The 24,497-nt window shown below is 46.0% G+C and carries 24 protein-coding genes; 14 read left to right on the forward strand and 10 right to left on the reverse strand.

What is annotated here, in order from left to right; genetic code table 11:
* Positions 1-5 precede the first annotated feature (5 nt).
* Positions 6-989: a tripartite tricarboxylate transporter substrate binding protein gene (locus ICN47_RS04375; RefSeq protein WP_216218686.1), complete on the reverse strand. Its 984-nt coding sequence runs from the start codon at positions 987-989 to the stop codon at positions 6-8.
* An 84-nt stretch (positions 990-1,073) separates the two neighbouring features.
* On the opposite strand from ICN47_RS04375, the gene ICN47_RS04380 reads away from it, so the two are divergent.
* The 10 genes from ICN47_RS04380 to ICN47_RS04425 all read left to right on the forward strand — a co-directional run bounded on the left by ICN47_RS04380 (position 1,074) and on the right by ICN47_RS04425 (position 10,250).
* On the forward strand, positions 1,074-2,306 hold the full coding sequence (locus ICN47_RS04380; protein ID WP_216218687.1) for a nitrate/nitrite transporter: 1,233 nt from the start codon (positions 1,074-1,076) through the stop codon (positions 2,304-2,306).
* Positions 2,306-4,735: a heavy metal translocating P-type ATPase gene (locus ICN47_RS04385; RefSeq protein ID WP_216218688.1), complete on the forward strand. Its 2,430-nt coding sequence runs from the start codon at positions 2,306-2,308 to the stop codon at positions 4,733-4,735. The genes ICN47_RS04380 and ICN47_RS04385 overlap by 1 nt, the downstream gene beginning before the upstream one ends.
* Before the next feature lie 9 nt (positions 4,736-4,744).
* Positions 4,745-4,924: a cbb3-type cytochrome oxidase assembly protein CcoS gene (gene ccoS / locus ICN47_RS04390; RefSeq protein WP_216218689.1), complete on the forward strand. Its 180-nt coding sequence runs from the start codon at positions 4,745-4,747 to the stop codon at positions 4,922-4,924.
* Positions 4,925-5,090: 166 nt separating this feature from the next.
* Positions 5,091-6,533, forward strand: coding sequence for a cytochrome-c oxidase, cbb3-type subunit I (gene ccoN / locus ICN47_RS04395; protein WP_216218690.1), 1,443 nt, complete (start codon positions 5,091-5,093; stop codon positions 6,531-6,533).
* 10 nt (positions 6,534-6,543) lie between these two features.
* A complete protein-coding gene (ccoO, locus tag ICN47_RS04400; protein ID WP_216218691.1) occupies positions 6,544-7,191 on the forward strand; it encodes a cytochrome-c oxidase, cbb3-type subunit II in 648 nt (215 codons plus the stop codon).
* 19 nt (positions 7,192-7,210) lie between these two features.
* The gene (locus ICN47_RS04405) at positions 7,211-7,378 is read left to right on the forward strand and encodes a cbb3-type cytochrome C oxidase subunit 3 (RefSeq protein WP_072583709.1); all 168 of its coding nucleotides are present in this window, start codon (positions 7,211-7,213) and stop codon (positions 7,376-7,378) included.
* Complete coding sequence (ccoP, locus tag ICN47_RS04410) at positions 7,375-8,298, forward strand: cytochrome-c oxidase, cbb3-type subunit III (protein WP_216218692.1); 924 nt, start codon at positions 7,375-7,377, stop codon at positions 8,296-8,298. Before ICN47_RS04405 ends, ccoP begins: the two co-directional genes overlap by 4 nt.
* 3 nt (positions 8,299-8,301) lie before the next feature.
* Positions 8,302-9,759: a cytochrome c oxidase accessory protein CcoG gene (gene ccoG / locus ICN47_RS04415; protein WP_216218693.1), complete on the forward strand. Its 1,458-nt coding sequence runs from the start codon at positions 8,302-8,304 to the stop codon at positions 9,757-9,759.
* Between the two features lie 30 nt (positions 9,760-9,789).
* Positions 9,790-9,993 (forward strand): FixH family protein, encoded by a 204-nt coding sequence (locus tag ICN47_RS04420; protein ID WP_216218694.1) that lies wholly within the window; start codon positions 9,790-9,792, stop codon positions 9,991-9,993.
* Positions 9,990-10,250, forward strand: a complete 261-nt coding sequence (locus tag ICN47_RS04425; RefSeq protein ID WP_216218695.1) for a hypothetical protein — start codon at positions 9,990-9,992, stop codon at positions 10,248-10,250. The genes ICN47_RS04420 and ICN47_RS04425 overlap by 4 nt, the downstream gene beginning before the upstream one ends.
* On the opposite strand, the gene ICN47_RS04430 is transcribed toward ICN47_RS04425, so the two are convergent.
* Positions 10,247-11,014, reverse strand: a complete 768-nt coding sequence (locus ICN47_RS04430) for a helix-turn-helix domain-containing protein (RefSeq protein WP_216218696.1) — start codon at positions 11,012-11,014, stop codon at positions 10,247-10,249. The genes ICN47_RS04425 and ICN47_RS04430 overlap by 4 nt on opposite strands.
* Positions 11,015-11,092: 78 nt before the next feature.
* Between ICN47_RS04430 and ICN47_RS04435 the strand changes: the two genes are divergently transcribed.
* Entirely contained in the window at positions 11,093-11,812 is a 720-nt protein-coding gene (locus ICN47_RS04435; protein ID WP_216218697.1) for a sulfite exporter TauE/SafE family protein, read from the forward strand.
* An 11-nt stretch (positions 11,813-11,823) separates the two neighbouring features.
* On the opposite strand, the gene ICN47_RS04440 is transcribed toward ICN47_RS04435, so the two are convergent.
* Positions 11,824-13,452, reverse strand: a complete 1,629-nt coding sequence (locus ICN47_RS04440) for a SulP family inorganic anion transporter (RefSeq protein ID WP_216218698.1) — start codon at positions 13,450-13,452, stop codon at positions 11,824-11,826.
* Positions 13,453-13,478: 26 nt separating this feature from the next.
* Positions 13,479-13,883, reverse strand: a complete 405-nt coding sequence (locus ICN47_RS04445) for a DUF2177 family protein (RefSeq protein WP_216218699.1) — start codon at positions 13,881-13,883, stop codon at positions 13,479-13,481.
* 87 nt (positions 13,884-13,970) lie between these two features.
* Between ICN47_RS04445 and ICN47_RS04450 the strand changes: the two genes are divergently transcribed.
* The gene (locus ICN47_RS04450) at positions 13,971-14,411 is read left to right on the forward strand and encodes a universal stress protein (RefSeq protein WP_216218700.1); all 441 of its coding nucleotides are present in this window, start codon (positions 13,971-13,973) and stop codon (positions 14,409-14,411) included.
* Positions 14,412-14,470: 59 nt separating this feature from the next.
* Here ICN47_RS04450 and ICN47_RS04455 read toward each other — a convergent pair whose 3' ends face one another.
* On the reverse strand, positions 14,471-16,003 hold the full coding sequence (locus ICN47_RS04455) for a M23 family metallopeptidase (RefSeq protein WP_216218701.1): 1,533 nt from the start codon (positions 16,001-16,003) through the stop codon (positions 14,471-14,473).
* Positions 16,004-16,085: 82 nt separating this feature from the next.
* Here ICN47_RS04455 and ICN47_RS04460 point away from each other — a divergent pair, with 82 nt between their 5' ends.
* The gene (locus ICN47_RS04460; RefSeq protein WP_216218702.1) at positions 16,086-17,219 is read left to right on the forward strand and encodes a mandelate racemase/muconate lactonizing enzyme family protein; all 1,134 of its coding nucleotides are present in this window, start codon (positions 16,086-16,088) and stop codon (positions 17,217-17,219) included.
* Between the two features lie 77 nt (positions 17,220-17,296).
* Here ICN47_RS04460 and ICN47_RS04465 read toward each other — a convergent pair whose 3' ends face one another.
* The 4 genes from ICN47_RS04465 to ICN47_RS04480 all read right to left on the reverse strand — a co-directional run bounded on the left by ICN47_RS04465 (position 17,297) and on the right by ICN47_RS04480 (position 22,238).
* The gene (locus tag ICN47_RS04465; RefSeq protein WP_216218703.1) at positions 17,297-19,312 is read right to left on the reverse strand and encodes a TRAP transporter fused permease subunit; all 2,016 of its coding nucleotides are present in this window, start codon (positions 19,310-19,312) and stop codon (positions 17,297-17,299) included.
* 84 nt (positions 19,313-19,396) lie between these two features.
* Entirely contained in the window at positions 19,397-20,347 is a 951-nt protein-coding gene (locus tag ICN47_RS04470) for a TAXI family TRAP transporter solute-binding subunit (RefSeq protein ID WP_216218704.1), read from the reverse strand.
* Between the two features lie 22 nt (positions 20,348-20,369).
* Entirely contained in the window at positions 20,370-21,296 is a 927-nt protein-coding gene (locus ICN47_RS04475) for a dihydrodipicolinate synthase family protein (protein ID WP_216218705.1), read from the reverse strand.
* 12 nt (positions 21,297-21,308) lie between these two features.
* Entirely contained in the window at positions 21,309-22,238 is a 930-nt protein-coding gene (locus tag ICN47_RS04480) for a 2-hydroxyacid dehydrogenase (protein ID WP_216218706.1), read from the reverse strand.
* Positions 22,239-22,322: 84 nt separating this feature from the next.
* Between ICN47_RS04480 and ICN47_RS04485 the strand changes: the two genes are divergently transcribed.
* A complete protein-coding gene (locus ICN47_RS04485) occupies positions 22,323-23,264 on the forward strand; it encodes a 3-hydroxyacyl-CoA dehydrogenase family protein (protein ID WP_216218707.1) in 942 nt (313 codons plus the stop codon).
* A gap of 11 nt (positions 23,265-23,275) precedes the next feature.
* Here ICN47_RS04485 and ICN47_RS04490 read toward each other — a convergent pair whose 3' ends face one another.
* On the reverse strand, positions 23,276-24,481 hold the full coding sequence (locus ICN47_RS04490) for an MFS transporter (RefSeq protein WP_216218708.1): 1,206 nt from the start codon (positions 24,479-24,481) through the stop codon (positions 23,276-23,278).
* Between the last annotated feature and the right edge of the window lie 16 nt (positions 24,482-24,497).

Here is a 24,497-nt window from a genome sequence, read left to right on the forward strand (position 1 = left end):
GTAAATTACTCTGGCTCCATCCCAGCTTCTTTAATCGCTTTTGCCCACTTCACAGTTTCTAATCTAATTTTCTGACCTAATGCTTCTGGAGTGCCTGGTTGTGACTCAAAGCCCATCGCAGAAAAACGTTCAACCAAGTCTTTTGATTTAGCGGCGTCATTGATGGCTTTATTGAGCTTCAAGACAGTTTCCTTAGGCATGCCTGCTGGTCCAAAGGCGGCAAAAAAGGCAATCAATTCATAGCCCTTAATTCCTAGTGCTTCATTAACGGTCGGTAACTCTGGGATTGCGGGTGAGCGCTTCAGTGATGTCACTGCAAGTCCGCGAATTTTCCCAGCCTGTACTTGAGGCAAGCTAACGGCAAAGTCCGAAGTAAACATATTGACTTGGCCACCAATCAAATCGGTCATTGCATTAGGACCACTCTTATAGGAAACCCCTGTCATTTTGATGCCAGCAACATTGGCAAGCATTTCTGAAGAAACGCGCTGAGACGTACTAGCATAAGCAAAGGTCATTTTTCCTGGATCAGCCTTGGCAAGTGAAACAAAACCATTGAGTGATTTAGCAGGTACATCATTGTTGATTGCAACAATGAGTGGCACTGAACCAAAGTAGCCAATTGGCGTAAAGGCCGTATCTTGGTTATAGGGAAGATTCTTCACTAGGCTTTTGAGAGCTGCATTAGTGCTATTGGTGCCAAAGAGTAGGGTGTATCCATCGGCTGGAGATTTGGCAACCTGATCAGCACCGATCATCCCGTTTGCGCCGGGGCGATTCTCGATCACTACGGGTTGTCCTAAGGACTCTGCCATTTTGGCTGCAAAGGCACGACCAATTTGATCGGTAGCACTTCCAGCAGCAAAAGGAACAATTGCCTTAATGGGCTTTGAGGGGTAGTTATCCGCTATCACAAGCGTACTCGTTAGCGCCAGCAATAAGCCAGAGCAGAGAAGGGTAATGCGACGTAAAGGGGGTTTGGTTTTCATAGTGTCTCCAGCTTGTTTTTCATAGTGTAGCGGGTCTTCAGGACGTGGGCGAGTAGAATAAGTTCACGTTTTTACTGAGTCTTTATGCGCTTCCGATCAGCTGGCTACACCCCACTTATGCTCATGGCACAAACCTGTGCTTTATTGGGCTTTGCTTGTTATGCCGTTGTTTTAACCACCTTGCAAGAGGAGTGGCATCTATCCAATTTGCAATCCGGTTTAATTGCCAGCGCTTTTTTCTTTGGCTATATGTTGGCGGTTCCTTTAGCCACTGCCCTAACTGATCGAGTAGATGCTCGCAAGGTGTATCTCATTGGCGGACTCTCTGCAACTTGTGGACTGTTGGGGATGGCATTTTTTGCTTTTAATTTTTGGACTGCCCTGATATTTATGGCCATTAATGGCGCTGGACTCGCTGGTACCTACATGCCGGGACTCAAAATTTTGTCTGATCGTATTCAGACGGGCGAGCTCACCAGGCATATTGCTTTCTATACAGCCTTTTTTGGAATTGGCACTGGCTTCTCCTACCTTTGCTCCGGTTGGATTCTCAATGGACTGGGGTGGCACTACGTCTTTGGCATTATTGCTCTCGGTCCCTTTAGTGCATTTCTGATTGTCTTATTGCTCATGCCCCCACTGCAACATGAGAAGTGGAAGGGGCCGATCAGTATTCGACTGCATGATCTTTTTCCAGTAGATAAATGGAAACTCGTCTTGCAAGATAAAAATGCCTCTGGATTTATCTTTGGCTATACCGCACACTCATTAGAGTTGTTTGCATCTAGAAGTTGGATTGTGGCCTTCTTTGCAATATGTACGGCAGCGACTGGCGAAACTTTCTTTTTGGCTGCAACTACTTTAGCTGGTGTGATTAATTTCTTTGGGGTGCCTTCATCAATCTTAGGAAATGAAATTGCACTACGAATTGGGCGACAAAAATGGGTATGCATTGTGATGATTACAAGTGCAGTCATGGGGATTGCATTGGCAAGATCTACCGGCCAATCATGGTGGCTCATTTTTGCTTTAGCTGCAGGGCATGCCATCTTCATCATGGCAGACTCTTCTACCTTGACCGCGGGATTGGTCATTAGTGCAAAAGAAAATATCAAAGGCGCAGCAATGGGCTTACATTCCTTAATGGGTTTTGGCGGCGGCTTATTAGGCCCAGCTATTTTTGGCTTTGTTTTGGATATTTCAGGCTCCCGCTCTTCCCAGGCTTCCTGGGTATGGGCTTATGCCTCTGTAGTTGTTTGGGGTGTGCTATTTGTAATTTATGAGCGCCGCAATGGCTGGGGTAGTAAAGCTAACTGATGAACCAGCGTCTCACCTGTTATCACTGTTCTAGCACCATTCTTCCTGATGAACTCATTGAGGCAGAGTTGGGCGGGGTCATCCGCCCATTTTGCTGTCCAGGATGTATGGCGATTGCCCAAACCATTCATGGTGAAGGTCTGGAAGTGTTTTATGCAAGAAGGGCGCAGTCCTGTGAAAGACCTGCAGCGTATCTTGCTTCCAATGAAATTCCAGAAAAACTTAAACCTTATGATGATCTTTCTCTGCGTGGACGATTTACTCGTCCGTATGGAGATGCTGGAGATTTAGAAACTACCCTACGTCTAGAAAAGATTCGTTGTGCTGCTTGCGTTTGGTTATGCGAGCAACATCTGCGACGCATTCCTGGAGTAAAGGATGTGCAAATCAATTACGTCACTCAAAAAGTGATTGTGCGCTTTTCTCCAGACCAAACGAGCTTAGCAAGATTGTTATTTGAAATTGAGAGAGTCGGGTATGAGGCATGGCCTTTTGAACCATCCTTATCTTTAGATCGTGCTAAAAAAGAAAGAAGGCAGCTCCTTACTCGATTGGGTGTTGCATTGCTCGGAATGATGCAGGTCATGATGTATGCGTGGCCCTCTTATGTTGGTGCTAATGACATTACCGCCGAATACGATTTGTTATTAGGCTGGACTAGTTGGGCATTAACTGTGCCTGTCATGGTGTATTCCGCTGGACCGATATTTCAGGCGGCTTGGCGAAGTGCACAGTCTTTTAAGCAAACGCATATGTTGGGAATGGATGTTCCCATTGCGCTTGCATTGGCGCTGGCATTTATTGCGGGCACTATTAATTTAGTGACAGGATCGGGTCAAAGTTATTTTGATTCTATTACGATGTTTGTTGCATTTATCTTAGCGGCACGTTACGTGGAGTTATTGGCAAGGCAAGATGCGCAAGGCGGTGCTGAAGCATTGGCAAAGCAATTGCCGGCGACTTGTGAGCGCTTAATGGATTACCCAAATTCACAAGCAGTCGCATTAGTCCCTGTAGTGAATTGTAGTCCTGGAGAGGTGTTACGCGTTTCTCCCGGCGAAGTCATTCCAGCTGACGGCATTCTGATTGAAAATGCCAGCGCACTAGATGAATCTTTATTGACTGGCGAATCAAAACCAGTTGAGAAAAAAGTAGGCGATCGGGTTTATGCCGGAACACACAATATTCTCAATCCCTTACTCATGAGAATTGAAGCAGTGGGGCAATCTACGCGGATTGCGGGGATTGCTTCTTTATTAGATCAAGCGTTATTGGCAAAACCAGTCATGGTTAGTCTTGCAGAAAAATGGGCTGCTTACTTTGTCGCATTTTTATTGCTTGCTGCCTTTGCATCATCAGCAATTTGGCTCTACTTTGATCCAAGTCGTGCATGGACTGTATTGGTTTCTGTGCTGGTAGCTAGTTGTCCTTGTGCCTTATCACTTGCGGTGCCGACGGCGATGGCAGCGGCTCAAGGCGCCGTCACGAAACTCGGTTTATTGATCTTACGCGGGCATGTGATGGAGGGTTTAGTTAAAGCAAATGATTTGGTGCTAGATAAAACCGGAACGCTCACCATGGGTCAGCCAGAGCTACAAGAGATCGTCAAGATTCGAGCAGACTTTTGCTCCGAGGATGCCTTAGCGCTTGCTGTAGCAATGGAAGCCGGGCAAAAGCATCCGCTAGCACTTTCATTAATGCGCGCAGCACAGGGTGATGGCATCAGCATTCCGCATTTATCTGATCCGGTGATAAACCTATTGGGCAAGGGCTTGAGCTCAGGCGTTTATCGTCTGGGTAGTGCAACATGGCTTGGCATTCAAGCGCATGCGCAAGCGGGTCAATATGGTCAAGTGCATTTAGCAGATGATGCAGGTTTGATTGCCAGCTTTGTTTTCTTAGACACTCCAAGAAGTGGATTGAAAGATTTATTAAATGCCTGCAAGCGCAGAAATATTGCTGTACATCTGGTCTCAGGTGATGATCCCGCAACCGTTGCCTGGTGGGCAAATCATGTTGGTATAGCTAGTTATGCAGGTGCATGTACTCCAGAAGATAAATATGACTACATCGAGCGATTGCAAAAGACCGGACGCTTTGTTTGGGCGATTGGCGATGGTGTTAATGACGCACCATTATTGGCGCGTGCAGATGTGTCCATTGCAGTTGGTGCGGGCGCTCCTTTAGCTGCAGCTGGTGCGGATGCTATTTTGACGGCAGTGTCTTTAGAGCCGCTTGCCAAGACTTTGCTGTTAGCGGACAAGACGGCGACCATTATTAAAGAGAACTTACTGTGGGCTTTGGTCTATAACTTGCTGGCTATTCCGGCGGCGATGATGGGTTGGGTCAATCCTTGGGTCGCTGGCATCGGCATGTCCTTATCTTCGCTAGCAGTCACCTTAAACGCGTGGAGATTACGAAAGGCTTAGACTGTAGGGATGGAAAGTTTATTTTTGCTCATTCCTTTATCTCTGGTGCTCGTTGGTTTACTGGCCTGGATTTTGCATTGGTCCGTAAAGAGCGGCCAATTCGACGACTTAGATGGTCCAGGGCAGTCTATCTTGATGGATGATGACACTCCATCGTCTCATAAAGTTAGTGAACACTCTCAAAAATAGCCATACAGAATATAGGTTTAAATGGGTTCGGGTTTACATAATGCATCAGGCCTCATTTTGACCCTCCCTTTTTGATATAGATCAAATCCGCCTTAGGGCCTTACTTTGATAATCAATTCAGTCTATTTGGATTATGTCGTTGTTTGGTCACAAAAAAGGAGAAACCATGGGAATTACCGTGGGGAGTAATCAAGATACCTTCAATTACAAGGTAGTCAGCCAATTTGCCATTGTTACTGTACTTTGGGGAATTGTTGGCATGCTCGTGGGGGTCATCCTCGCCGCTCAGCTCATCTGGCCGGAAATCACTTTTAATATTCCTTGGCTTAGCTATGGTCGTTTGCGTCCATTGCATACCAATGCGGTGATTTTTGCTTTTGGTGGATCTGCGCTCTTTGCTACTTCGTACTACATCGTGCAGCGCACGTGTCAAGTACGTTTGTTCTGTGACAAATTAGCGGCATTTACCTTTTGGGGTTGGCAGGCAGTCATTGTTTCTGCAGCCATCACATTGCCATTGGGTATCACCACTTCAAAAGAATACGCAGAATTAGAGTGGCCAATTGATTTACTAATCACTGTAGTGTGGGTAGCTTATGCAGTCGTGTTCTTTGGAACGCTTCTGAAGCGTAAGACGAAACACATCTATGTATCTAACTGGTTCTTCGGTGCTTATATTTTGACGATTGCGGTATTGCATATCGTTAATAACATTGAAATGCCAGCAAGTCTCTTTAAGTCTTACTCTGCATATGCTGGTGCACAAGATGCGATGATTCAGTGGTGGTATGGTCATAACGCTGTAGGCTTCTTCTTGACTACTAGCTTCTTGGGCATGATGTATTACTTCATTCCTAAGCAGGCTGAGCGTCCAATCTACTCTTATCGTTTGTCTATCGTCCACTTCTGGGCTTTGAACTTTACGTATATGTGGGCTGGTCCTCACCATTTACAACACACCTCACTTCCTGATTGGACTCAGTCCTTAGGTATGGTGTTCTCATTGATTTTGTTGGCGCCATCATGGGGCGGCATGATCAACGGCATCATGACTCTGTCAGGTGCTTGGTATAAATTACGTCGTGATCCTATCCTGAAATTCTTGGTAGTAGCGTTGTCCTTCTACGGTATGTCTACCTTCGAAGGTTCCATGATGTCGATCAAGACAGTAAACAGCTTGTCACATTACACAGATTGGACTATCGGTCACGTGCACTCTGGTGCATTAGGCTGGGTTGCGATGATTACGATTGGCTCCTTGTACTACCTCATTCCACGTTTAGTTGGTCAGAGAGATATGTACAGCACTAAGTTAGTGGAACTGCATTTCTGGATCGCAACTATCGGTGTGGTGATTTACATTGCTGCTATGTGGATTGCAGGTGTAATGCAAGGTTTAATGTGGAGAGCATTTGAGCCAGACGGTACATTGACTTATAGCTTCGTTGAGTCCGTTAAAGCTACCTATCCTTTCTATGTCATTCGTTTGTTGGGCGGTGTGTGCTACCTCAGCGGTATGTTGTTGATGGCTTACAACGTTTACAAAACAGTGATTAACAAAAAATTCATTGACGCACAGATTCCACAAGCGTCTATCGCGGCTCACTAAGGATAAGAACATGTCAGAACAACGTCGATTTTTCTCCCACGAAACGCTTGAGCGTAATGTTGGCTGGTTGATCATTGCCACCATTGCAGCAATTTCGGTTGCTGGTTTGGTGCAGATCGTGCCTTTATTTTTCCAGCACTCCACAACTGAGCCCAGTCCAGGAGTTGCTCCTTACTCAGCTCTGCGTTTAGCAGGCCGCGATATCTATCAGCGTGAAGGTTGCATGGGCTGTCATTCACAGCAGATTCGTACACTACGCTCAGAGGTTGAGCGTTATGGTCCTTACTCCTTGGCTGGTGAGTCTGTATATGATCATCCATTCTTATGGGGCAGCAAGCGTACTGGTCCAGATCTAGCGCGTGTAGGCGGTCGTTACTCGGATGACTGGCATCGTATTCACTTGCGCAACCCGCGTGATGTGGTGCCTGAGTCCAATATGCCTGCTTATCCCTATTTGCAAAAGCCAGCTGCTGCTGACACCATTTCTTCTCATATGCTTGCAATGAAGCGCTTAGGTGTGCAGTACACCGATGAGCAAATTGCCAATGCACCTAAAGAGTTGGAAGGCAAGACTGAAGAAGATGCGTTAATCGCCTACCTTCAGGGTCTTGGTGTGAATCGTAGATACATCATTGTTGACGAGGTAGTTGCTAAGTAATTCTTAGCAAAGAGAAGATATGCAAAATATTGCTCCTTATCTCTCAGCAATTTCTACCGTGCTTGGCTTGGTAGTTTTTATTGGAATCGTTTGGTGGGCCTGGTCTGCAAAAAGACAGCCTGCCAATCAAGAATCCGCCGAACTTCCGTTCGATCTTCCCGATGAATTCAGTAAGGATAAATCATGAGTGACTTTCTTGGTGCCGGTTGGAGTACCTATATCGCCTTAGTAACATTGGTCGGTATCGTTTGGTGCGTCTGGTTATTATTTTCTCAACTTAAAGTTAAGGTAAAGCTGAAGCCGGATGGTGAGGTTGCTGATACTGGTCACGTTTGGGACGGCGATTTACGCGAGTTGAATAATCCATTGCCACGTTGGTGGATGTGGATGTTCCTGATCTCTTGTATCTTTGCTTTGGTTTACTTAGTGCTCTATCCAGGATTAGGGGCATACCCAGGAATTTTGGGTTACAGCACTGACGGTGCATTGATGAAATCGATGACGACAGCCAATGATGAGTTAAAGCCTGTCTACGCAAAATACGTGAAGATGGATATTGAGCAAGTCGCAGCTGATCCAAAAGCCCGTGAAATGGGACAGCGCTTGTTCTTAAACTCGTGCGCACAATGTCACGGCTCTGATGCTGGTGGTGCCAAGGGCTTTCCAAACTTAACTGATGGCGACTGGCTCTACGGTGGTTCACCAGAAAACATTAAGACAACTATCGTCAATGGTCGTGGCGGAGTAATGCCTCCATTCCCACAGCTAGATGGTAAGCAGATTGTCGATGTAGCAAACTATGTCCGCAGTTTGTCTGGTTTACCTGCCGATGATTTAAAAGCAGCGCGTGGTGCTGAAGTATTCAAATCCAATTGCGTAGCCTGTCATGGTGCAGATGGTAAAGGCAATATTGCATTGGGTGCGCCTAACTTGACAGATAAGACATGGTTGTATGGTGGCTCAGAAGCAACGATTGTTGAGACAGTAACAAAAGGTCGTATGGCAATGATGCCTGCTCAAGATAAAGTCCTTAGTCCTGAAAAGATTCAATTGTTGACTGCCTATGTTTGGGGCTTATCGAACAATAAACAAGCAGCCGCTAAGTAATCAGTGCCAAGTAATTCGCCGGGTGGGAAACCAGTTCCTATTGAAGTAATCGAGGAATCTCTTTACGAGGTCCGGCGAAAGATTTACCCACGCTCTGTATCGGGATTGTTTGCCCGCTGGCGCTTCATCCTCGTTTTTGCAACGCAGTTACTGTTTTATGGCTTGCCATGGCTTAGCTGGAACGATCGTCAAGCAGTATTGTTTGATCTCGTTCAGCGTAAGTTTTATATCTTTGGCCTAGTACTCTGGCCACAAGACGTGATTTATCTCACGCTTTTACTCATTCTTTCTGCATTGGCCCTGTTTCTGTTTACAGCGGTTGCTGGCCGTCTATTTTGTGGCTACGCCTGTCCACAAACGGTCTATACCGAAATCTTCATGTGGATTGAGCGCAAGGTCGAGGGCGATCGCTTTGCCCGTATCCGCTTAGATGGGGAAGAGTGGCCCTGGGGTTTCAAGAAATGGCGCCTGAAGATCACGAAGCATTTACTGTGGTTGCTGATTGCATTCTGGACTGGCTTTACTTTTATTGGTTACTTCACCCCAATTGAAACTTTAGGTTCAGCCATTTTGCATTTATCTTTAGGCCCCTGGCAGACTTTCTGGCTGTGCTTTTATAGTTTTGCAACTTGGGGTAATGCAGGCTTTATGCGTGAGCAAGTCTGTAAATATATGTGCCCTTATGCACGCTTCCAAAGTGTGATGGTGGATAAAGATACCTTCTTGGTGACCTATGACAAAGTTCGTGGTGAGCCAAGAGGAAGCCGCAGCAAGTCAGCTGATCATGGTTCTCTTGGCTTAGGCGATTGCGTAGATTGCAGTATTTGTGTTCAGGTTTGTCCAACGGGGATTGATATTCGAGATGGCTTGCAATATATGTGTATTGGATGTGGTGCCTGTATTGATGCTTGCAACCAAGTCATGGAGAAGGTGGATTACCCTAAAGGGCTGATTCGCTATACAACGGAGCGCGCGATTGAGGATAAAGAATCCAATCAAAGCGCCATTCGACATATTCTGCGTCCTCGAGTATTAATCTATACCGCATTCATTACCGTCCTCGCTTCTGCGTTCTTAGTTTCATTGGCAACTCGTAATCCTTTACGTGTCGATGTCATGCGTGATCGTGGTGCTTTGGCTCGAGAGGTAGATGGCGTTCGGATCGAGAATATTTACCGGATTCAAATCATGAATGCCTCAGAGCATGCTATGAAGGTGCAAGTAAAGGCTACCGGCTTAGAGAATTTAATGATTTTGAATTCTCAAGGAAAAGAGATTACCCAGATTGATGTTGGTCCAGCAAGCAATCAATTGCTGCCAATAAAAGTGAGTACGGCGATCGGCCAGAATGATTCAGGAAATTACCCGATTCATTTTGATGTGATTGCTCAGGAGATGGATGGTGATAAAGCAATCATCAGAGCTCGTGAAGAAAAATCCAGTTTTATTATTCCCCGTTAAGCTAGCTGGCACCAAATGGAGAGGATGTGTATGAACGAACTAGAAACAATGAAGCCCTGGTGGAAGCAGTTGTGGCCTTGGCTACTGATCAGTGGACCAGCCGTGGCGATGATCGGCTGCATCATTACGATTTATTTAGCAGTTAATCTGCACGCTGATAAACCTTTGCGTGAGGGTGTTGTAAAGCAAGGTCTCAAAGTTGAGCAATTAAAAGAAGCGCAGGCTAATAAATGAAGTATCGCCTCCTCATCTGGATTTTGTGGCCATCGTTTTTGGTTGCCGGTATGGCAGAAGGCTTGCTCTTTACTGTGATACATCCACAGGACCTTCTATTCTTTGGCTATCATCCCGATATTTCTGATGAGGGAATCTATACCATTGGATTCTTTGTGATTTGGATTTTTTGCGCAGTCTCTAGTGCGCTTACTGCGTATATCTTGCCTGGTATTGAAGCGCCCGATAGTAAAGAGATTGACCGCGGCCTACTTTAAGCTTGCTTAATGGGAATTTCGGTATGACAGCCGTGTCTATCGGGGTTTGGAATACCAGCTAACTCATACAAGCCATCCATATCAATGAGTTTGATATGGCGTTGCTTAATCTGTATCAGGCCAGACTCCGCAAAGCGCGAGAGCATGCGGCTAACGGTCTCAATCTGGATGCCTAAGTAACTTCCAATCTCAACACGACTCATTCTTAAATCGAATTCATTATTGAGATAGCCGCGTGCTGCAAGGCGTTGTGAGAGGCTTAGTAAAAATGCTGCCAATCTTTCTTCAGCACGCATAGTGCCAAGAGAAAGTAGGTGACGCTGATCTTGAGTGAGTTCTCGACTCATGATCTTATGAAATTGATTTTGCAGAACAGGAATCTGTCTTGCGAGATCTTCAAAGGCATCATAGCGAATGATACAAACTTCACTTTCTTCCAGCGCTATAGCGTCCGATTGATAGTGACCATCGCCAATACCATCCAAGCCTAAAATTTCTCCTGGAAGATGAAAGCCAATCACTTGTTGACGACCATCTTGCAGACAATATTCTGTTTTAAGGGTTCCAAAGCGCACGCTGTAGACTGAACTGAGCGGGTCGCCATGACGATATAGGCTCTCTCCCTTTTGGAGGTGAACTCGCTCCTTGACTAAGGTATCGACTCTACTGACATCACTGGAGCTAAGTCCAACGGGTAGACAAAACTGTCCCAAAACGCAGACAGAGCATTTACTGTTTGGGGAGTCGGTAGGTTTGTAATTCATCTTGAGGCTTCTCTGATAGACAGTTTATTCTATATAGATAATGAAACGGCTTCTTTTACCCTCATTTCCCCCAGTTCAATGCTAACCATCAGTTTGCTCGTGGCCGTGTTTTTGGGCGCCTTAGTCAGCGGCTGGCACTGCGCTTTAATGTGTGGTGGCATAGCGGCAGCCATTGAGCGGCCAAGCGCCTTGGAGAGTCCATTAAGGCCCAAGACTGAGCTTTTTTACCTGCAATTAGTCATGCACTTAGGTCGCATCTTTACTTATGCATTATTGGGGGCAGCGGCGGCTGGAGTTGGGGTGGTCGTATGGCAGCAAAATCTGATTCCCATCCAAAGACCGCTGTTTGCTCTCACCTCCTTCATTTTGATCTTTATGGGCTTTCGATTGCTTCGCATGGGTAAAAGCCAGGGTTTGTTGGGTGGAAAATGGCTCAGCTCTAAGATTGCAGGCTTCTGGGCAAAATACCTCGGCAGTATGGCGAGCGGTCCTTCGCGTTGGTTCAGTGGAATGCTCTGGGGTTTAGTTCCATGTGGCTTGGTCTATAGCGTTTTGCCACTGGCTTTTTTATCAGGGGATATTTGGACAGGAGCTGCACTCATGTTTGCTTTTGGTTTAGGTACCTTGCCAAATCTGTTGCTCATCTCGAAATTTTCAGCAATGCTCACTCAGTTTGGCCAATATCTTTGGGTGCGCTATTTTGCAGCTGCCTTGCTGTTTACCGCCGGTGGTTTTGGTTTGTATCGTGCCTGGGTGTTACCCGAAGCATTGCTTAAAGGCGGCTTCTGTATTACTTGAGTAAGCAAGTCTTACAAGTGGGTTGCTAATTCAATACCGCTATACAGGTCTGGGCAAAAACATTCCCTAGGAAGTTTTTCTATAAAGCCACTACGCTCTGCCATTTCTAGTGGCTGATGATCTAAGCCGCAAATGATGAGTTTGATATTGCGGATTTTGCAAAGGTGAGCAAGTTCCATGATCGTATCCATACCCGAGGTATCGACATAGATCACATTCTTTAAATCGAGCAATAAAGTTTGGGTAGGTAAATTGACTTCAATTTTTTCGAGCAGTTTGACGGCTCCAAAAAAGATGGCGCCATAAATTCGATAGGCATCAATGCTGCCTTGGAGATTTGCCAGCTTTGGAAAATCCTTGCCTTCTGCGCGCTCGCAGCGCGACAGGCTGGAGATTCTATAAATGAAGGTAATGAAAGCAAGTAAGAGGCCAACTTGCACTGCAACCGTGAGATCGAGAATGACCGTTAGTAGAAAGACACTCAAAATGGTGATGCGATAAGGTATGCGGAATTGTTTTAACTCAACAAACTTTTTCCATTCACCCATATTCCAAGCAACATACATCAGGATCGCCGCCAAACTTGCTAGGGGAATATTCTGAGCGAGTGGCGCTGCAAATAACACAATGACCAATAAAGTCATGGCGTGAATAAGTCCGGAGAGAGGTGTGTTACCTCCGCTTTCTATATTGGTTACTGTACGAGCAATAGTTCCTGTCGCTGGCATGCCGCCAAAAAATGGAGTTATTAGGTTAGCTACACCTTGTGCCATCAGCTCTTGATTGGAGTCATGGCGATCGTGTATTAAGCCATCTGCGATTCGTGCACAAAGTAAGGATTCAATAGCGCCAAGCAAAGCTAGCGTGAGGGCTGGGGTCACCATGAATTGAGCGGTATCCCAACTAATGGGGAACCACTCAAAATGGGGCAGCCCCGCAGGAATGCCGCCGAAACGACTACCGATCGTGTCTACTGGTAAGTTAAATAGAGTAGTAGCAATAGTGGCAAGAACCATGGCGATTACCGTACCTGGAATATGCCCTAACCAACCAAGCCGGCGCTGAGCCATTTTCCAGGCAATCAATATGGCAAGGCTGCCACAGGCGAGTGCTAAGGCTATCGGATTGAAGGTATCCGCAGCCATATACAAAGTCTGTACTGATTGAAAAAATTGTGCAGGCATTTTTTCAATCTGCAGGCCAAAGAAATCTTTTATTTGAGACAGTCCAATTAAGAATGCAATGCCGTTGGTGAAGCCAATAATGACGGCGATCGGTATAAACCGAACAAGCGTCCCAAGACGGAATATGCCCATCAAAAATAAAAAGACACCAGACATGGCAGTGGCTAGCAAAAGATTGGGTATGCCATAGCGCTCAACAATGCCATAGACAATCACAATGAATGCGCCTGCTGGCCCACCGATTTGAACCTTGCTTCCCCCTAGGAGGGAAATCAGTCCGCCAGCAATAATGGCTGTAAAAATACCAGCTTCTGGTTTTAGGCCGCTAGCGATTGCAAAGGCCATTGCCAGAGGTAGAGCCACAATACCAACCGTGAGGCCGGCAAGAATATCTTTGGTAAATAACTTGCGGTTGTAGCCCGCAAAAGAATCAAGAATTCTGGGGTGGAAAAACATGGATAGAGTTTAGCGAATCACCCAAGTCATTCAAAAAATCGATTAACTACCCAGTAGGCAAAACCTGCAGTGACAGCGGTTACAGCGCTACCCCAGGCAATATCAATAAAAGCGAGTCCTGTGGGGAAATTGCGAATGACGGCTAAATTGGTGAGGTCATAAGTCATGTAGCAAAAAAAGCCAAATAAGGCACCATATTGCACTGCATATATCCAGGACTGTTTTGACAGGGCGGGTACGATAACGAAAATACAAACCCCTAGGGCGTACAGAACATAAAAAGCCAAGCCGGCAATAAGCTTAGGCTCGGTCGCCATGAGTTCACCCATTTGCTGCTGATAGAGGTTTCTAGCAATACCGAGAAGCCAAACTAAATCGATGGCAACGAGCGTAATGAGAAAGACAAGATAGACGCCGAAATATTTGAGCAATTTAGTTACCCCTTGAGCTTTGATACGTCAATAATAAGTATTATGATGGAAAGAGTAGATTAGTAGTTCAATTTAAAGGGAGTTGATATGTTTAAGCATTTATTAGTACCGGTTGACGGCTCGGACGTAAGCAAAAAAGGCCTCAAGAAAGTGGCGCAGCTCGCGAATGCGGATAAAGCTGCGGTAACTTTAGTTTATGTGTCTGATCCTACGCCACCTTCGGTATATGCCGATAGCACCATGGCCTATGGGATTTCTCAAAAAGAGCATAAGCAAGCCACTGATGATTATGCAAAAGAGGTCTTCAAAAAGGCGGCTACTATTCTGGGTGCTGGCATTAAAGCAAAAACCCTTCATATTGGTAATGCTAATTTGTCAGCGGGCATTTTGGATGCGGCAAAGAAAGCCAAAGCAGATGTGATCGTGATGGCTTCACACAAGCGCACAGGAATCAAGGGAATGTTGCTTGGTAGCGAGACACACGAAGTGATCGTGCATGCAGCATTACCAGTATTAGTACTTGCTTAAGGCATTCTTGTTTCAATAGAAAAAGGGTCCTCGGGACCCTTTTTTGCTTCTTCACTAACTCAATTTTTTATTGGACTACCGAGCAATAAGATTTCTCGAGTGAGTTGACCGCTCTCGTTATCCCTCATAGACCATAAATCTAATTGGGTCTTCGCGCCGTAAGGGTCAACATAAATTCCATTCTTTCGCAATTCAAAATGGAGGTGTGGACCTGTTGATCTTCCAGTAGTTCCTACATAGCCGATTTCAAAACCACGGCGCACTTCATTGCCTAGCTCTAGTTCTACGTTGTAGTTGCTCAAGTGCGCGTAGTAGGTATGGTAGTTGCCGGGATGCTCTAAAACAATCAGGTTGCCAAATGCACCATTAAATCCAAGATGAACGACTTTGCCATTAGCTACGCTAAAAATAGGCGTGCCCGTTGGCGCTGCATAATCAATACCCATATGGGTGCGATAGCGTTGTTTAGGGGGCGCTGTTTGAGTCGTGGAGGCTTTGCTACTAGGGCGTTTGCCAGATGATGCGCGCACACTTCCTACTCCGCGAGAGATACGGCGATAGCTGAGGGGGTTGGTCCAGAAAGAACGCTCCAGTGATTCACCGCTGCCAGTGAAGAATCCGCCCGGTATGTCACTGCGCTCAACCCAATACGCACTTGCAAATACTTCTTTATTGGTAGGATCAATAATTTCTACGGCCCAGATTTGCGCCCAGCGCTCGCGATCACCAAAATCTACAATTAAGCGAACGACACTATTGGTGTTTTCAAGTGAATTATTGTCTTCAGGATAAATTTGCTTGATGAGGGAATTGAGTTCCCAGACCAATTCCACCGGTAGCTTATCGCCTACTTTGGAAGGGTCATATAAAACCTCCTGTAGTGGCAAGCGAATTTCCGTCAGGTCTTTCGATTCGTTTCTTAAATAATCCTGCTGCACTAAAAAGCCACCAAAGGCAGAGGGAGTAAATGTCCACACTTCAGTTCTAACATCCTGAATAGGGCCATTCATTATGCTCAGAGAATCAAAGCGGTTGCGCGTACCAAAAGCAACCGCATATGGAATACAGTCGCCACGCATGCGATCAAAGAAGGTTTTGGTTTGGGTTTTAAAGAACTCAGAAAAGGCGCGGTTATCGATACCGATATTGACTGGCAGATTGTCTTCATTGAAGTTTCTTCTGAGACAACCTTGACTAATGCGATAGTCCAAATTACCTGCGCTATCCAGAATCAGCTCATCGGGATCTTTGCGCTGGAAAAGGGCGGGGTTCAGGCTGTTCGACTTAGCCCCGCTATTGGCGGAATTGTCTTTAAAGCCGCGCTGACCTGAGCTTTGAATAATGACCTTTTGAGTAGCCTTAGACGTCTTCGGAGTTAGTTGGGTTTGTGCGTGTGCTGTAGGCGCTAAGACCAAGGTCAGACTTGCTAGAGCAAAGCTAAAAAGGAGGAGCGCCCAAGGAGAAGTCCTGGTGCTTTGAGATACTTTTTTATTCACAGTGACATTATCTAATAATGCGAGGTCAAGGTCTGATATTTTTGTTGTGGCGCAGCAAATACCCCTCTCTGAATGTGTAATTGCCAAAAATGACATGCTCCTGAGGGCAAAGGCTAAGATTGACCCCCTCTCAAAAAGTAAATAATCGATACAATATTTTTTTGATTAAGGAGTTCAGATGCCCATTATTGAATCCGTGCAGGTCGCTTCGTTGGCAGTGCCTCTAGATAAAGTCACTTCATTTTCTACTCGCACCGTATCTGAGCGCCACTATTGCATCGTTAAGGTCCGGGGCAAGGATGGTAACGAAGGAATTGGATTTTGTTATGTTGGTAGCGCTGGTGGCGATATTGCCAAAATCGCTGTTGAGCAATTGCTGGCACCTAAGCTGATTGGCCAGAATAGTCATCGCAGTGAGGGCTTATGGATGGATATGTATAACGAATCCATCTTGCAGGGTCGTGCAGGCGCTGTAATGCGCGGCATCTCCATATTAGATACAGCCTTGTGGGATTTAAATGCGCGCTCTGTTGGGCTGCCTTTGCATCACTATTTGGGCGCTGTTGTGAATGACCGCGTTCCAGCCTATGCCAGCGGGGGGTACTACTTAGACGGCAAAACACCTGCCAAGCTGGGTAAGGAAATGGAATCTTACGTTAAACAGGGCTTTAAAGCTGTCAAGATGAAAGTAGGTCGTCTCTCTCCTACGGAAGAAGAGGCGAGGGTTAAAGCGGCTCGCAAAGCGATTGGCGATGATGTGTTGTTAACCTTAGATGCGAACAATGCCTGGCGTGATTTGCCTACCGCTTTGGAATATGTTCGTCGCTTTGAGGCCTACAACCCATATTGGATTGAAGAACCTTTTTCTCCTGATGCGATTGATTTGCATGCTGCACTAGCACGTCAAACTACCATCAATGTTGCTACTGGGGAAATGGAGGCAGGTCGTTGGCGCTTTAGAGAATTGATTGATGCAGGCGGTGCAGCGATTTTGCAATCGGATGCTGCTGTATGTGGTGGCATTACAGAATGGCGACGGATCTCTGCCTACGCAGACCTAAAAGGGGTAATCGTCTGTCCACATTGGATGCATGATCTTCATGCGCCATTGGTAGCAGCTACTCCGAATGCACGCTTCGTAGAATTTTTCTTAGATGATCAGGTATTAAATTTCCGTAGACTGATTAATAAGCAGCTCACCTTTAAGAATGGCGACTTAATATTGCACCAAACACCTGGTCTTGGTTTTGAGTTTGATGAAGCTGCAATTAAAAAGTACGCTGGCAAAGATGCGTGGACAAAAATTGCTTAGATCAATGCTGAGGTAATGCCTCAATACAAATAATAAAGCCCGCAACTGCGGGCTTTATTATTATTGAAACGCATCGATTACGTAGATGATCTTGGATTGAGTTTGAAGTGGGTAATAGTTTGCGTCACCAGAACCAAACCAAATCCAATAAAGCCAACCAAGTCTGCTTCAGTAGATGGATAGGCTAGAGCAACGCCAGAAATCACCATAATGATGCGCTCAAACACTTTGGTTTTTTCAATAAACCATCCTTGTAGGCCGCCAGCCAAACAGATAATGCCAACTACAGCGGTAAAGGAGATCCAAGCAATCTGCATCCAGTCTGCTTGCTCAAGCGCGTTGGTAGAGCCCATGAGTAAGAGGCTAACACCCGATTTATCAAGTACGAACATGAACGGTACCAGGATTGCAGGCGCAACATATTTCCAAGTTTGTAGCGTTGTTTTATATGGATTGCCCTTACAAATCGCCGCAGCTGCAAAGGGTGAAAGCGCTGTTGGAGGGGATACCTCTGAAAGCACAGCGTAATAGAAGATGAACATGTGGGCTGCAAACGGCGGAACATCTAAGTTAATCAATGCTGGAGCAGCAATCACGGCGCAAATAATGTATGACGCCGTTACGGGAACCGCAAGACCGACGATCCAGACGATCAATGCAGTAAAGATGGCGGTAAGCAATAAAGAACCACCTGCGTACTGAATCACGATGGAGCTAAATTTAAGACCTAAGCCAGTCAGCGTAACCGTACCAACAATCAAACCAGCGCCCGCACAGGTTGCTGCAATAGCCAAAACGCCAGTTGAGCCAGAGGCCAAAGCTTTGGTAAGGTTGGAGTTATAGAGCCCTGAAAGAATGGGTTCTTTACCTTTAAACCAGGCCCAAGGAATGATGGCGGTATCTTCACGCAACATACTTGAAAATGCCGAGACTACTGTGGCCCAAAATACTGACATGACTGGTGAAAAGCCCATCATCATAAAGACTACGATCGAGATGAGGGAGAAGAAGTGGAACCAATATTTTTTGGTTAACTGCCAAGCACTTTCAGCAGATGCAAAGTGAATATGCTTCATGCCATATTTACGTACATCAATCTCTACCATGACAAATAAGCCAAGGTAGAAAAGAATGGTCGGGATGGTTGCCATAAGCAAAACATCCAAATAAGAAATTTTGAGGAAGTCTGCAATCAAGAATGCTGCTGCACCAAGGACGGGCGGCGAGATGATGGCACCCAAGCCGCCTGCAGCTAACAAACCACCTGCAGCGTTTCTTTCGTAGCCGACTTTCTCCAACATTGGAGCAGCTACAGAGCCTACGGTTACGGTAGTGGCGACACCAGAACCAGAAGGGCCACCCATTAAGAATGAGGACAGCACAATCGTTCTACCAACACCAGAGGATTTTCCACCCATGGCCGCAAAGGAGAAATCGATGAAGAATTTTCCAGCGCCGGTGAATTGCAAGAAGGCGCCAAAGATGGTGAACAGAATGATCAGGGTAGCGGAAACGTCTACAGCAGTGCCGTAGATGCCTTCAAGTGTCATATACATATACCCGACAAGACGATCGAGGCCATACCCTTTGTGAGTCCAAGGAGCGGGCAAATAGTTTCCAAATAAGGCATAGAGCAAAAAGAGAACGGTGACTGTCACAAGTACCATGCCGTTAGTACGGCGCACGCTCTCTAGTATCAAAAGGATTAAACCAATGCCCACCATGACATCCGTTGGGTTAGGTGCGGTATTGCGATCAGAGAAATCATCTCCACCACTGAGGATGTAATAAGCAATAGCAACAGAACCTATGGCAAAGAGGACATCCCACAGCATTAACCGATTCTTAAAGCGGGCGGTAATCGGGAAGCTTAAAAATACTAAGAATAGAACTAAGCCAACGTGGATTACTCGAAGCTGTTGCGTAGGAACAATGGAATAGGCTGCATAGAGATGAAACAAAGACATGCCAACGGCCACTAAGGTGATGAACTTTGCCAGTAAACCTTTGTAGTCATTTGAATCGCCTTCCTCCTGCTTGATAAAGGCGTCTAGTTTTTCCTGGGTTTCGTTATCGATTACGTTTTGGCTCATGTCTCAACCTATTTATCTATTTATATTTATGACAGCAATAAAGCAAAAGAGGTGAGTTTGACTCACCCCTCGGATTCGTGAAGCTTAGTTAACTTTAATATTTTTCTCTTTGAAATACTTTAAAGCGCCAGGGTGAAATTCAATCGGCGTTGATTTTGCCTTTTGATTTTCCAAGCTAACGTTCATGTATTCCTGGTGAGTACGGACTAAATCTAATTTGTTATCAAAGACAGCCTTCACAATTTTGTAGACTTCTTCATTGGTCATATTGGCATTTACTACCAAAATATTCGCTACAGCAGCTACTTTGTTATCTTTTGTCATGCCGCTATAGGTTGCTTTCGGAATGACTGTTGGGAAGTAGAGGTTGCCATATTTTTTATTCATCGCAGGTAATTCGTCGGTGGTATCCACCATCACGATTTTCATACCAGGGCTGTTGGCTAAGTCAGTAACAGCAGCTGTTGGTAAGCCACCAACCCAGAAGAAGGCATCAATCTTGCGATCTTTAACGGCATTCACTGATTCAGCAACGCTGAGGCGCTCGCGCTTAACGTCCTTATCTTTGTCTATGCCAGCAGCTTCTAGCAAACGAAATGCCATCACTTCAGTAGCGCTTCCAGGTGCGCCAGTACTAATACGCTTACCTTTGAGATCTTTCATAGACTTAATACCGGTAGATTCCACGGTTGCTACGTGCATCAAGTTTGGATAGAGAATCAAGAGGGTACGTAAGTCTACTTTTTTCCCAGTGAACTTGCCTTCACCGACTTGAGCATCTTTAGCAGCATCTGCCATAGAGAAGCCAATATACGGTTTGCCAGTGCCGATGAGATTCAGGTTATCCACTGAGCCGCCAGTCACCTCTGCAGTTGCAGACATGCCTGGTACCTTGCTAGAAAGAACGGCCGCTAAGCCGCCGCCCATAGGGTAATAAACACCACCCGTTCCACCAGTGGCAATAGAAATATTTTGAGCTTGTGCACTTACCCATAAAAAGCTGAGTGAGAGCGCAATGATTTTTAGTAATTTCATGTTTGTCTCCTGTCGTTTTTAATTAAAGACCCGGCATAGAAAAATTAGCATTTTGTAATTCACCTAAGAGTTTTGCTTGTTGCTCTGCAGTTAACTGCATGAGGGGTGGGCGTACTCTTAACCAGTCTGGATCTTTGCTGTAATGCGCGACAGCCGTTTTCATGCCGGCAATCATTTGGTACTGCGCAAAGATGGCGCGTAGTTTATCCATCTCAGCCTGACGTTCATCGGCATTCGACTCTCTCCAATGTGCTGCTAGCTCGGCTAGTGCTTTTGGATTTACGTTTGCAGTTGCAGAGATACAGCCAACACCGCCCGCACGTAAGGTGCGCATGAGGAATACTTCGCTACCAGCATAAACACGGAAACCGGAAGGTGCTAGTAATTTGATAACGGATTCGGTGTAAGCCCAGTCGCCAGAACTATCTTTCATACCGACGACAGTTTTTGGATATTCTTTGGCTAGGCGCTCAAGTAAGGACAGACTTAAGTTGATTTTGGTTACCGGTGGAATGTTGTAGATATAAATTTGCAATCCATCGCTACCGACTTTTTGAATGACCTCAGAGTAGTAAGCAAACAAACCATCATCGGTGACATCTTTGTAATAGAAAGGCGGCAGCATCAGAACGCCTGCGCACTTATGGGCTACGGCATGACGTGTCATATTGACAGTGGCATCAATAGAGGTGGCGCCAGTACCCGGCATCATATGCTCAGGATTTAAACCGCCTTCAATAAGCGCAGTTAACGTGCTCATCTTTTGCGGGGCAGACATAGAGTTCGCTTCAGAGTTTGTACCAAAGATTGCTTGACCAACACCATTGGCGTCTAACCATTTGCATTGTTTTAATAATTTTTGTGCATCAGGGCTACCATCTGCTTTGAACGGTGTTAATACAGGTGATAGCACCGCAGGCAATGTGGATGGATGTAAGGTGATGGTCATTCTTGCTCCGATTTAATTTTTAACTTCTGTGAGAAGTGGCTGTTGGTTAAAAAAGGCTTCTAAATTATCTACTGCTAAATTCGTCATTGCTATCCGTGTTTCCGAGGTAGCACTTCCAATATGGGGTGTTAAGAGCACATTATCTAGATTTAAAAAGTCAGCGTTGGGATTTGGCTCATTTTCAAAGACATCTAGAGCTGCGCCAGCAATCTTTTTATGCTGCAGTGCATATAAAAGTGCAGTCTCATCGACGACACTGCCGCGAGCAATATTGATTAAATAGCCATTGGGTCCAAGAGCATTCAATACTTCCGCATTAATCATTTTGTCGGTATCGGGAGTGGCTGGGCACGCTAAAAACAGCACATCACATGCAGCCGCTAAATCTTTGACGTTTTTGAAATAGGTGTAAGGCAAATTTTTAGGGTTAGGGCCGCTATAAGCGATCTCTACCTTGAAGGGCAGAAGTCGCTCAGCCAAGTCCTGGCCAATTCTGCCCATCCCAGCAATCCCAACGCGCTTACCCGCCAGGGTAGTAGTGATCTTGAATAAGCCCTTTGACCATTCGGTGCTTTTAACAAAGTCCTGAGCTTCTGGAATGCGTCGAAGTAGTCCGAACAACATGCCAATCGCCAATTCACATACGGCATCATTGAGGACGCCTGGGGTGTTGCTTGCCTTGATGCCACGTTCCCGAAGATGACTTAGCGGGAGGTTGTCGTAGCCAACCCCGCAGGTGGCAACCATGCGGACCTTGGGGAGCTGCTTTACCAGGGCTTCGGGTAGTTTGGTATTGGAGCGAATGAGGATGGCCTCAAAGTCTCCAGCAGGCGGAGGGGCTGCAGGATCTAAATGGCATGTTGGTTTAAAGCGTCGATCAATTTCTGCCTGCATAATTTCAGGGAAATAGCCGACCTGTAGCACCGAATTGACGGGGATCATGTCTCACTAACTTTTTTATTGGAATAATGATTCCATTGTAAGAGGATTTTTCCTGAAAAGTCCTCCCCCTTTAGGAGAAATATTATGTTGTTTACCCCAGCCGAAACTAAAGTAATAGTCGTTGGAGGTGGCACGATGGGTGCAGACGTTGCCGCCGTCTGCGCACGCGGTGGATGTGCGGTGCAGGTGGTTGAACCCACCACTGAGCGTCGCGCCCTGTTGCCGGATTACTTTGCAAATACCCTGACCGAGCTCGGCTACGAAAACCGCATTCATCTTTTGAGTGTTGCGGGATCTCTAGAAGAAGTGGATTGGGCTGATGTTGATCTGGTCATTGAATGTGTGCCTGAGCGTCTCGATATCAAACAAGAGTTATTTGCAAAACTTGAAAAGTATGCAAAACCAGAGGCCGTCTTAGCGAGTAACAGCACTAGTTTTCCTATTAGCCAGATTGCAGATGGCTTAAAAACCTCCGCCCGAATGATTGGCCTTCACTTTTTTATGCCTGCCCATTTAATTCCCTGCGTAGAAGTTGTTTATGGTGAAAAAACTTCACCAATGGTTGGTGAAAGCCTTACGAAGCTAATGACAGCGTGCGGCATGATGCCGGTGACCGTGAAAAAAGATTTACCAGGTTTTTTGGCCAATCGTTTGCAGCATGCTTTATCCAGAGAAGCTTTTGCGATGGTGGATGCTGGTATTTGCACGCCAGAAGATATTGATAAGGCAGTACGTTTTGGTTTTGGATTCCGATACATTGCTGCTGGTCCTGCAATGCAGCGTGATCATGCTGGTCTTGAAATTCATGCTGCAGGAGGCGCTACGATTTATCCGTCTCTCAATAACTCTGCAACCATTGCGAAATGTTTGAGTGAGCGAGTAGATAGCGGCAAGTTTGGTATGAAAACAGGTGAGGGATTTTATTCTTGGACTGCAGAATCCATTGCGGCAGAGCGTAAACGTTATCAAAATGCATTACGTGACGGCTTAAAAATTATTCAGAAAGAGCTGCCCGAGATTAAATAATTTCGGTAGTCTTAAGAAATATCTTTAAGGTGTAATTTGCGCAGGTGGGGTGCGAGGCGATAGGTTAGCAGTACAACGGCAATCGTAGCGGCTCCACCAAACACAATCGAGGGCACTAAGCCCATCACGCTAGCAGCCAGTCCCGATTCGAGTGCGCCCAATTCATTTGAGGAGCCGATGAAGATGCCATTGATGGCGCTGATTCTGCCGCGCATATGATCTGGTGTCTTGAGTTGCATCACGCTGCCTCGGATGACTACCGATATCGAGTCGCAGCATCCAGAGATAAACAAGAAGAATGCACATAGCCAAAGATTGTTTGAGATTCCGAAGGCAATAATCGCCAAACCAAATCCAGCAACTGATAAGAACAGGTATCTACCAGAGTCATTTAGCAAGGGTCGTCTTGCGAGATAAATACCAGTCAGTACGGCGCCTGCTGCTGGTGCGGCTCGCAAAATTCCAAGGGTTTCTGGGCCGGAATTCAGCACCTCTTTAACAAAGGCTGGAAGAATAGACACGGCACCACCAAAGAGCACTGCAAACATATCTAGCGCCATCACACTCAGAATCAGTTCATGCTTTCGGACGTAATGAAAGCCCTCTAGAAAACTCTTTAAAAATTGATTGGAGAGGGTGCTACTCTTTTCTTGTGCCACTTTAATAAAGGTAATGCCATATAGACCAAAGGCGCCACAGCATGCAGCGAGCAAATAGGTCCACTCTAGACCTGCAAAGCCGATCATTAAGCCGCCGAGCCCTGGTCCTGCGACTACACAAATTTGGAAGGCGGATGAGGCATAGGCGGTATAGCGTGGCAGCTGGTCCCTGGGAATAATTTGACCAAATAATGCTTGGTAGGAGGGGCGCAATAGAGCTCGACCAACACCGATAAAGGCTACAGCGCTATAAATCAGGGGTACTGGTGGGGTAAGCCAACCCATAGCAACCGCTGCCAGAAATAAGCCCACCAACATATGGATGACACAGGCGATGGCTGCGATTCGTGTTCGAGAGTAATGGTCAACTGCATGCCCCGAATATAGGGCAAGCGTGAAGTAGGGAATGAGCTCTGCAAGACCAATTAAGCCAAGAGAAACGACGCTATTGGTGATTTCGTAAAGATGCCAGCCTACGGCTACCATCGTAATTTGATAACTGAGTGTTGCACCAATGCGGTAGAGCAGTAGGGTTCTGAAGGCTTTACTGGGATTCATGAATGTTCTTTAGTTT

This window comes from Polynucleobacter sp. AP-Latsch-80-C2 (genome assembly GCF_018882185.1).
GTDB lineage: Bacteria > Pseudomonadota > Gammaproteobacteria > Burkholderiales > Burkholderiaceae > Polynucleobacter.

Bases quoted from the DNA above. Each gene is read 5' to 3' on its own strand.
- ccoP (WP_216218692.1), top strand. From the start codon at position 7,375: ATGAGTGACTTTCTTGGTGCCGGTTGGAGTACCTATATCGCCTTAGTA.
- ICN47_RS04425 (WP_216218695.1), top strand. From the start codon at position 9,990: ATGAAGTATCGCCTCCTCATCTGGATTTTGTGGCCATCGTTTTTGGTT.
- ICN47_RS04450 (WP_216218700.1), top strand. From the start codon at position 13,971: ATGTTTAAGCATTTATTAGTACCGGTTGACGGCTCGGACGTAAGCAAA.
- ICN47_RS04460 (WP_216218702.1), top strand. From the start codon at position 16,086: ATGCCCATTATTGAATCCGTGCAGGTCGCTTCGTTGGCAGTGCCTCTA.
- ICN47_RS04490 (WP_216218708.1), bottom strand. From the start codon at position 24,481: ATGAATCCCAGTAAAGCCTTCAGAACCCTACTGCTCTACCGCATTGGT.
- ICN47_RS04435 (WP_216218697.1), top strand. From the start codon at position 11,093: ATGCTAACCATCAGTTTGCTCGTGGCCGTGTTTTTGGGCGCCTTAGTC.
- ICN47_RS04430 (WP_216218696.1), bottom strand. From the start codon at position 11,014: ATGAATTACAAACCTACCGACTCCCCAAACAGTAAATGCTCTGTCTGC.
- ICN47_RS04465 (WP_216218703.1), bottom strand. From the start codon at position 19,312: ATGAGCCAAAACGTAATCGATAACGAAACCCAGGAAAAACTAGACGCC.
- ICN47_RS04480 (WP_216218706.1), bottom strand. From the start codon at position 22,238: ATGATCCCCGTCAATTCGGTGCTACAGGTCGGCTATTTCCCTGAAATT.
- ICN47_RS04440 (WP_216218698.1), bottom strand. From the start codon at position 13,452: ATGTTTTTCCACCCCAGAATTCTTGATTCTTTTGCGGGCTACAACCGC.
- ICN47_RS04385 (WP_216218688.1), top strand. From the start codon at position 2,306: ATGAACCAGCGTCTCACCTGTTATCACTGTTCTAGCACCATTCTTCCT.
- ICN47_RS04485 (WP_216218707.1), top strand. From the start codon at position 22,323: ATGTTGTTTACCCCAGCCGAAACTAAAGTAATAGTCGTTGGAGGTGGC.
- ICN47_RS04380 (WP_216218687.1), top strand. From the start codon at position 1,074: ATGCGCTTCCGATCAGCTGGCTACACCCCACTTATGCTCATGGCACAA.
- ICN47_RS04405 (WP_072583709.1), top strand. From the start codon at position 7,211: ATGCAAAATATTGCTCCTTATCTCTCAGCAATTTCTACCGTGCTTGGC.
- ICN47_RS04375 (WP_216218686.1), bottom strand. From the start codon at position 989: ATGAAAACCAAACCCCCTTTACGTCGCATTACCCTTCTCTGCTCTGGC.
- ICN47_RS04475 (WP_216218705.1), bottom strand. From the start codon at position 21,296: ATGACCATCACCTTACATCCATCCACATTGCCTGCGGTGCTATCACCT.
- ccoO (WP_216218691.1), top strand. From the start codon at position 6,544: ATGTCAGAACAACGTCGATTTTTCTCCCACGAAACGCTTGAGCGTAAT.
- ccoN (WP_216218690.1), top strand. From the start codon at position 5,091: ATGGGAATTACCGTGGGGAGTAATCAAGATACCTTCAATTACAAGGTA.
- ICN47_RS04455 (WP_216218701.1), bottom strand. From the start codon at position 16,003: ATGTCATTTTTGGCAATTACACATTCAGAGAGGGGTATTTGCTGCGCC.
- ICN47_RS04420 (WP_216218694.1), top strand. From the start codon at position 9,790: ATGAACGAACTAGAAACAATGAAGCCCTGGTGGAAGCAGTTGTGGCCT.
- ICN47_RS04470 (WP_216218704.1), bottom strand. From the start codon at position 20,347: ATGAAATTACTAAAAATCATTGCGCTCTCACTCAGCTTTTTATGGGTA.
- ccoS (WP_216218689.1), top strand. From the start codon at position 4,745: ATGGAAAGTTTATTTTTGCTCATTCCTTTATCTCTGGTGCTCGTTGGT.